The organism is Micromonospora sp. NPDC005172, from assembly GCF_040608555.1.
Taxonomy (GTDB): Bacteria; Actinomycetota; Actinomycetes; order Mycobacteriales; family Micromonosporaceae; genus Micromonospora.
In genome coordinates this window covers 37,772-45,324 of record NZ_JBEXIL010000048.1, presented here as the reverse complement: position 1 = coordinate 45,324, position 7,553 = coordinate 37,772, and the positions used below count along the sequence as shown (strand labels likewise).

Annotated in this window: 8 protein-coding genes; 6 read left to right on the top strand and 2 right to left on the bottom strand. The window is 74.4% G+C overall.

The genetic code is table 11. The features are described 5' to 3' along the window. Positions 1–150: 150 nt before the first annotated feature. The gene (locus ABZV06_RS25985) at positions 151–2,043 is read right to left on the bottom strand and encodes a hypothetical protein (RefSeq protein WP_355624764.1); all 1,893 of its coding nucleotides are present in this window, start codon (positions 2,041–2,043) and stop codon (positions 151–153) included. On the opposite strand from ABZV06_RS25985, the gene ABZV06_RS25980 reads away from it, so the two are divergent. Further along, positions 2,032–3,042 (top strand): hypothetical protein, encoded by a 1,011-nt coding sequence (locus ABZV06_RS25980; protein ID WP_355624773.1) that lies wholly within the window; start codon positions 2,032–2,034, stop codon positions 3,040–3,042. The genes ABZV06_RS25985 and ABZV06_RS25980 overlap by 12 nt on opposite strands. After that, positions 3,039–4,064: an HAD-IIA family hydrolase gene (locus ABZV06_RS25975; RefSeq protein ID WP_355624762.1), complete on the top strand. Its 1,026-nt coding sequence runs from the start codon at positions 3,039–3,041 to the stop codon at positions 4,062–4,064. Before ABZV06_RS25980 ends, ABZV06_RS25975 begins: the two co-directional genes overlap by 4 nt. A 98-nt stretch (positions 4,065–4,162) precedes the next feature. Here the strand turns inward: ABZV06_RS25975 and ABZV06_RS25970 are convergent, their stop codons facing one another. Continuing rightward, positions 4,163–4,501, bottom strand: a complete 339-nt coding sequence (locus tag ABZV06_RS25970) for an SCP2 sterol-binding domain-containing protein (RefSeq protein WP_355248432.1) — start codon at positions 4,499–4,501, stop codon at positions 4,163–4,165. A gap of 110 nt (positions 4,502–4,611) precedes the next feature. Between ABZV06_RS25970 and ABZV06_RS25965 the strand changes: the two genes are divergently transcribed. The 4 genes from ABZV06_RS25965 (at position 4,612) to ABZV06_RS25950 (ending at position 7,420) form a co-directional block, all read left to right on the top strand. Beyond that, on the top strand, positions 4,612–5,283 hold the full coding sequence (locus tag ABZV06_RS25965; protein WP_355248429.1) for a hypothetical protein: 672 nt from the start codon (positions 4,612–4,614) through the stop codon (positions 5,281–5,283). Further along, the gene (locus ABZV06_RS25960; RefSeq protein WP_355248426.1) at positions 5,280–5,558 is read left to right on the top strand and encodes a hypothetical protein; all 279 of its coding nucleotides are present in this window, start codon (positions 5,280–5,282) and stop codon (positions 5,556–5,558) included. Before ABZV06_RS25965 ends, ABZV06_RS25960 begins: the two co-directional genes overlap by 4 nt. Positions 5,559–5,595: 37 nt before the next feature. Further along, on the top strand, positions 5,596–6,450 hold the full coding sequence (locus ABZV06_RS25955) for a TlyA family RNA methyltransferase (protein ID WP_355248423.1): 855 nt from the start codon (positions 5,596–5,598) through the stop codon (positions 6,448–6,450). Positions 6,451–6,535: 85 nt separating this feature from the next. Further along, positions 6,536–7,420 carry an NAD kinase gene (locus ABZV06_RS25950; protein WP_355248448.1) on the top strand — a complete coding sequence of 295 codons (885 nt, stop codon included), beginning with the start codon at positions 6,536–6,538 and terminating at the stop codon, positions 7,418–7,420. Positions 7,421–7,553: the final 133 nt, after the last annotated feature.

Genomic DNA, 7,553 nt, shown 5'->3' with positions numbered 1-7,553 from the left:
CCTCCAGCGCCGATGGTACTGCACTCGTGAGGGTGTGGGAGAGTAGGACACCGCCGGACAATCTTCCAGTCGAGGGCCGCCCCAATGAGGGTCGGCCCTCGACTGCGTAGCGCCATTGGTGGCGCAATCAGGAAGGATGTACCTGTGAGTTCAGGACCGCAGGGCGGAGACCGTCCCCGTCGTCACGAAGACCGCACCGACGGCCCGGCTGGACGCGACCGCGGAGCGCGCCGCGACGACCGGCCCCCGTACCGGGGAGACCGCGACAACGCCGGCGGCGCCCGTGGCGGATACGCCGGCGGCCGCGATGGTGGTTCGCGCGGCGGTGACCGCGACGGTTCCCGTTCCGGCGCGCCGCGTGAGGGTGGTTTCCGCGGCGGTGACCGCGACGGTTCCCGTTCCGGCGCGCCGCGTGAGGGTGGTTTCCGTGGCGGTGACCGCGACGGCGGGTTCCGTGGCGGCGACCGCCGTGAGGGCGGCGACCGCCAAGGTGGCTTCCGTGGTGGCGACCGCGATGGTTCCCGTCCGGGCGCGCCGCGTGAGGGTGGTTTCCGTGGTGGTGATCGTCGTGAGGGCGGTTACCAGGGTGGCGGTGACCGTGGGCGTTCCGGTCCGCCGCGTGAGGGTGGCTTCCGTGGGGGCGACCGCGAGGGTGGCTTCCGTGGAGGCGACCGCCGTGAGGGCGGCGCGTCCCGCGAGGGTGGTTTCCGTGGCGGTGACCGTCGTGAGGGTGGTTTCCGTGGCGGCGACCGCGATGGATCCCGTCCGGGCGCGCCGCGCGAGGGTGGTTTCCGTGGTGGCGACCGTCGTGAGGGCGGCTACCAGGGTGGCGGTGACCGTGGGCGTTCCGGTCCGCCGCGCGAGGGTGGCTTCCGTGGAGGCGACCGCGAGGGTGGCTTCCGTGGAGGCGACCGCCGTGAGGGCGGCGCGTCCCGCGAGGGTGGTTTCCGTGGCGGTGACCGTCGTGAGGGTGGTTTCCGTGGCGGCGACCGCGATGGATCCCGTCCGGGCGCGCCGCGCGAGGGTGGTTTCCGTGGCGGCGACCGTCGTGAGGGCGGCTACCAGGGTGGCGGCGACCGTCGTGAGGGCGGTTACCAGGGTGGCGGTGACCGTGGGCGTTCCGGTCCGCCGCGTGAGGGTGGCTTCCGTGGCGGCGACCGCGAGGGCGGTTTCCGTGGTGGCGACCGTCGCGAAGGCGGCTTCCGTGGCGGCGACCGTGAGGGTGGTTTCCGTGGTGGTGACCGCCGTGAGGGTGGTTACCAGGGTGGCGGCGATCGTGGGCGTTCCGGTCCGCCGCGTGAGGGTGGCTTCCGTGGCGGCGACCGCGAGGGCGGTTTCCGTGGTGGCGACCGTCGCGAAGGCGGCTTCCGTGGCGGCGACCGTGAGGGTGGTTTCCGTGGTGGTGACCGCCGTGAGGGTGGTTACCAGGGTGGCGGTGACCGTGGGCGTTCCGGTCCGCCGCGTGAGGGTGGCTTCCGGGGCGGCGACCGCGAGGGTGGCTTCCGGGGCGGTGACCGTGAGGGTGGTTTCCGTGGTGGTGACCGCCGTGAGGGTGGCTACCAGGGTGGCGGTGACCGTGGGCGTTCCGGTCCGCCGCGTGAGGGTGGCTTCCGGGGCGGCGACCGTGACGGTGGCTTCCGTGGCGGCGACCGCGGCGGCTCGCGTCCAGGCGCGCCCCGCGACGGTGGCTTCCGTGGCGGCGACCGTGAGGGCTTCCGAGGCGGCGACCGTGATGGCGGTTCCCGGGGTGGTGACCGTCGACAGGGTGACGCGCCCCGTGAGGGCGGCTTCCGCGGTGGTGACCGTCGTGAGGGTGGCTTCCGCGGTGGCGACCGTGACGGTGGGTTCCGGGCCGACGAGCGGCCACGTCGTGAGGGCGACTACCGCAGCGACGAGCGTGGCGCGGGCTCGGAGTCGTCCGAGGGTGGGCGTGTCGGCGCCCCGGCACTGCCGGACGACATCGTCGCGACCGACCTCGACAAGGACGTGCGCGCCGAGCTGCTCTCGCTGAACAAGCCCGTCGCCGAGACCGTGGCCCGGCACCTGGTCGCCACCGGTCAGCTGATCGACGAGGATCCGGCCGAGGCGCTGGCGCACGCGCTGGCCGCCCGGCGGCTCGCGTCGCGCATCTCCGCTGTCCGTGAGGCGGTCGGCCTCGCCGCGTACCACGCGGGGGAGTGGCAGACCGCCATCGCCGACCTGCGGACGTACCACCGGATGACCGGCTTGCAGAGCCACCTGGCTGTGCTCGCCGACTGTGAGCGGGCCCTTGGCCGGCCGGAACGGGCCATCGACCTGTTCCGCGGGGCTGACCAGGAGAAGCTGGACCAGGCCGTCGCGATCGAGCTGCTGATCGTCGCCGCCGGGGCGCGTGGTGATCTCGGCCAGAAGGACGCCGCGGTAGCGATGCTTCAGGTGCCCGACCTGACCAACGAGGCGACGGCACCGTGGACGGCGCGACTTCGGTACGCGTATGCCGACGCGCTGCTCGCCGTGGGTCGGCGTGAGGAGGCCCGTGAGTGGTTCTCCCGCGCCGCCGACGTGGACACCGAGGGCGAGACCGACGCCGCCGAGCGGCTGCTCGAACTCGACGGCGTCCTCATCGAGGGTGACGACGAGGACGAGACCGAGGAGATCGCCGCCGGCCCGGGTGCGCCCGGTTCCGTGCCGGCCCAGCCGGACACGGACCTGGCCGCTGACGACGAGGACGACTCCGACGACGAGGACGAGGACTTCGACGCCGACGACGAGGACTTCGACGACGACGAAGACGGCGTCGTCGACGCTGAGGACGCCGTCCTCGACGACGTCACCGGCCGCTCGACGCAGGACGCCGACGCCGACGCCGAGGATGTCGACGCCGACGCCGACGCCGAGGATGTCGACGGTGACGACGAGGATGTCGACGGTGACGACGACGTCCGCGATCCGGACACGGAAGATGCCGCCCCGACCACGCCCGCCGGCGACGGTGGCGGCGCGGTGAGCGGCGACGGAACCGCCCCCACCCGGGGCGATGAGTCGGAGTCGACGCAGCGGTGAGCGCGGACGCCGGGAATCGGCTGATCGACGGGTACGGCCTGGTCGTCTTCGACCTGGACGGGGTGATCTACCTGATCGACCGGCCGATTCCCGGTGCCGTCGATGCGGTGGCCCGGCTGCACGCCGAGGGGCGGACGGTGGCGTACGCGACCAACAACGCCTCACGCCGATCCAGCGACGTCGCCGACCTGCTGACGGGAATGGGCGTGCCGGCGCGGCCGGAGGAGGTCCTCACCTCCGCCGCGGCGGCGGCCGAGTTGCTGCGGGACCGGCTGCCCAAGGGCGCGTCGGTGCTGGTGGTCGGTGCGGAGGCGCTGCGCGCCGAGCTGCGCGCGGTCGGGCTGAACCCGGTCAGCCGCGCCGATGAGAACCCGGCCGCGGTGGTGCAGGGCTACGGCCCGCAGGTCGGTTGGGCCGAGCTGGCCGAGGCGTCGGTCGCGGTGCGGGCCGGCGCGATCTGGGTCGCCACCAACACCGACCGGACGCTGCCCAGCGCCCGTGGTCCGCTGCCGGGCAACGGGTCACTGGTCGCGGTGCTGCGGACCGCCCTGGAGCGGGATCCGGACCTGGTCGTCGGCAAGCCCGAGTCGGCGCTGTTCGAGACCGCTGCCCGGCGCGGCGACGGTGCAAGAGCGCTTGTCGTCGGGGACCGGCTGGACACCGACATCGAGGGTGCCCGCCGAGCGGGGCTGGACAGTCTGCTCGTCCTCACCGGTGTCAGTGGCGTACCCGAGCTGCTCGCGGCTGAGCCACGGCGGCGGCCCACGTACGTCGCGCGGGACCTGGCAGGGCTCTTCGACCCGGAGGCGGCGGTGCGGGTCCCGGGCCCGACGGACGCCGGCGGGTGGTCCGTGACGGACCGCGACGGGACGCTGGAGCTGGCCGGCGACGGCCGGGCGCTGGACGCGCTGGCCGCCCTGTGCGCGGCGGCCTGGGCTACCCCGACCGTGCCGACGATCCGCCCAGCGGGTCCGGGCGCGACCGCCGCCCTGAAGAGCTTCGGGCTGGCAACCGACGCCTGAGGCCGGCCACCAACACATGAGGGCCGGCCGCGGAGCCATGAGACCAGCCACCGACGCGTGCGGCCGGCCGCTTCACGTGTGCGGTGGGGCGCGTCCGTCTAGAGCAGCTTGCGCAGCTTCATCAGGTCGAACGGGTTGGCCTTGATCGACACCCGGCGGGAGGTGACCGCCCTGGTGACGTCGAGGTCGCCGCGGACCAGGGCGAGAAGGTCGTCGCTGGACGTGCTCAGCGCGATCTTGGCCTTCGGGTCGTCGCCGTCGGCCAGATCGACCAGCCGGCCACCGCTGATCCGTCCGTGGAAGGCCGTGTCCAGGTCGGTGATCCGGCAGGCAAGGGTGCGCTCCAGGTCGATGCGCTCACGGACCGTCTCGGCGTTGCGGTCCAACCTGGCGGCCAGCTCCTGCAACGCCTGCCGGCACTCGTCCACGCTGGCCACATGTCCCCCTCGCCGATCGCCACGCCGTCCCCGGCACCGTACCGCACAGGACAGTCCGGGGTGCCCGGTAGCGTGACACCTGCAGACCCCGCCCATGGAAGGACGAAGGCATGCAGGACGCGTGGCGCGCCTACCTCGAACTGGCCCTGGGCCTGGCGGAGGCGCCCCGGAAGAAGGCCCAGGACGCGGTGCGTCGTCTCGTCGGCACGGGCGGGGCGACCGCGGCCCAGCTGCAGGCGCTCGGTGAGGAGCTGGTCAGCACCAGCGCCGCCAACCGGGAGGCGTTGACCAAGCTGGTCCGCTTCGAGGTCGACCGGGCCCTCGGCGCGGTCGGTCTGGCGACGGCCGACGAGGTGGCTGAGCTGACCCGGCGGGTACGCGACCTGGAACGGCAACTGCGCGAGGCGCGCGCCACCGAGCCGCCCGCCACCAAGCCGTCCGTCGGCCCGGCGGCCGACTCCACCCCGGAGCCGGCCACGCCCACCGAGCGGCCCGCGCCGCAGCCCGACCCGACCAGCGCGGCGCAGCCCGGCGGTGGTCTGGTGCCGTCGGACGGCCCCGCCGGAGCGCCCGTCGCGAAGAAGGTCGCCGCGCCCGTCGCGAAGAAGGCGATCGCCAAGAAGGCCGTCGCGAAGAAGGCCATCGCCAGGAAGCCGCCCGCGACGATCAGCCGGACCGGCCCCGACGCCCCGACGCCGGTCACGCCTGACGACACCCCGACTCCGGCGGTGATGCCGGCGAAGAAGGCCGTCCGCAAGCGCCGCCCGGACGGTGAGTCGTGAGCGAGGGCACCCGCCCCGGCCCGCCCGGGGGCTTCCGGCCCGGCCCGTCGCCCGGGTCGTTCGCGGCCCGGCCGAGCCCACCGGCCGGTCCCCGCCCGGCCCCGCCGCCCGATCCGGCGGTCGCCGCCGACGACGCGGCCGGTCACCCGGCGGTCGACGCGGCCGTGCGGGCCATGGACAACGCGGCGGCGCTCGCACCAGCAGACCAGATCGCGCAGTACGAGGCGGCCTACGAGACTCTGCGCGAGACCCTCGCCACCATCGACCAGACCTGAGCAGGGCGACCCCGCCCGACAGACCGGAGAAACACCCATGGCACGTCGCAACCGGCTGGACGCCGAACTCGTCCGTCGCGGGCTGGCCCGCTCCCGTGAGCAGGCCGCCGCGCTGGTCGAGGCCGGCCGGGTCCAGCTGCGCGGCGTACCCGCGCGCAAGGCCGCCGCGATGGTCGACCCCGCCGACCCGCTGCTGGTCACCGGCGAGGACCCGACCCGGGAGTACGTCTCCCGGGGCGGGCACAAGCTCGCCGGTGCGCTGGCCGCGTTCGGGGGCCTGCGCGTCGCCGGGCGGCGCTGCCTGGACGCGGGCGCCTCGACCGGGGGCTTCACCGACGTGCTGCTGCGCGCCGACGCCGCCGAGGTGGTGGCCGTCGACGTCGGCTACGGGCAGCTCGCCTGGTCCCTGCGCACCGACGAGCGCGTTCGGGTCCTGGAACGCACCAACGTCCGTACCCTCGTCCCGGATGCGATCGGCGGCCCGGTCGACCTGACGGTGGCCGACCTGTCGTTCATCTCGTTGCGGCTGGTGCTGCCGGCGTTGGCCGGCTGCACCCGTGACGACGGTGACCTGGCGCTGATGGTGAAGCCGCAGTTCGAGGTGGGCAAGGAGCGCGTCGGGACGGGCGGCGTGGTCCGCGACCCGGCGCTGCGTGCCGAGGCGGTGCTCGACGTGGCCGACGCGGCGGCGCAGCTCGGCCTCGGGTTGGCGGACGTGGCGGCCAGCCCGCTGCCGGGGCCCAGCGGCAACGTCGAGTTCTTCGTATGGTTGCGCCGGGGCGCGCCAGCGGCAGACCCGCTGCGGGTGCGGGCCGTGGTGGACGCCGGGCCGGACGGTCCGACGACGGCCGGCGACGTGCCGGGCGTGGCGGCGGAGGAGGTCGCAGGGTGAACGCGTACAGCGAGCGGCGCACGACGGCACGCGGACGTGCCGGTGCGGCGGCATGCCGTCCGACGGCGGACGGGCGGCCGACCCGATGAGCCGCACCGCGCTGCTGGTGACCCACACCGGCCGTCGGCGCAGCACCGAGCACGCCCGGTCGGTCGCCGCCGACCTCATCGCCGCGGGCTTCGAGGTGCGGGTGGTCGCCGAGGAGGCCGAGGACCTCGACCTGCCCGGGACGGTTCCGGTCGCCGGCCCCGAGGCCGCCGAGGGCGCCGAGATCGTCTTCGCGCTCGGTGGGGACGGCACCTTCCTGCGCGCCGCCGAGCTGGCCCGCCCGGCGAAGGCGCCGCTGCTCGGCATCAACCTCGGCAAGGTGGGTTTCCTCGCCGAGGCGGAGATCAACGATCTGGACCACGCGGTCCGGGACGTCGTCGAGCGCAACTACACCGTGCACGAGCGGCTGACGCTCGACGTCACGGCCGAGTTCGACGGTGGCCCGACCATCGAGTCGTGGGCGCTCAACGAGATCAGCGTCGAGAAGGGCGAACGGGCGCAGATGCTCGAACTCCTCGTCGACGTGGACGGTCGCCCGCTGTCCCGCTACGGCTGCGACGGCGTGGTCTGCGCCACCCCCACCGGTTCCACCGCGTACGCGTTCTCCGGCGGCGGTCCGGTGGTCTGGCCGGAGGTGGAGGCCCTGCTGCTGGTGCCGATCAGCGCGCACGCGTTGTTCAGCCGGCCCCTGGTCACCGCACCCACGTCGACGTTCGTGATCACCGTGGACCCGTTCACGACCCTCGCCGTGCTCGCCTGCGACGGTCGGCGGGTCTACGACCTGCCGCCCGGCGCCCGGGTGACGGTGCGTCGAGGCGCCCTGCCGGTGCGCATCGTCCGGCTGCGTGCGCGTCCGTTCACCGACCGGCTGGTCGCCAAGTTCGGCCTGCCGGTGCACGGGTGGCGGGGCAGCCGCCGGTGACGGTGGCACACACCGTCGGTGTCCGGCGGCTGTCCACCTGACGACATGTCGCCGCTGCGGCGGCGAGAGGCTAGTGACCTGGTTGTGCGCTGCGTCGCAGACTCCGATCGGTCCTCATCCACGGATGGCGGGC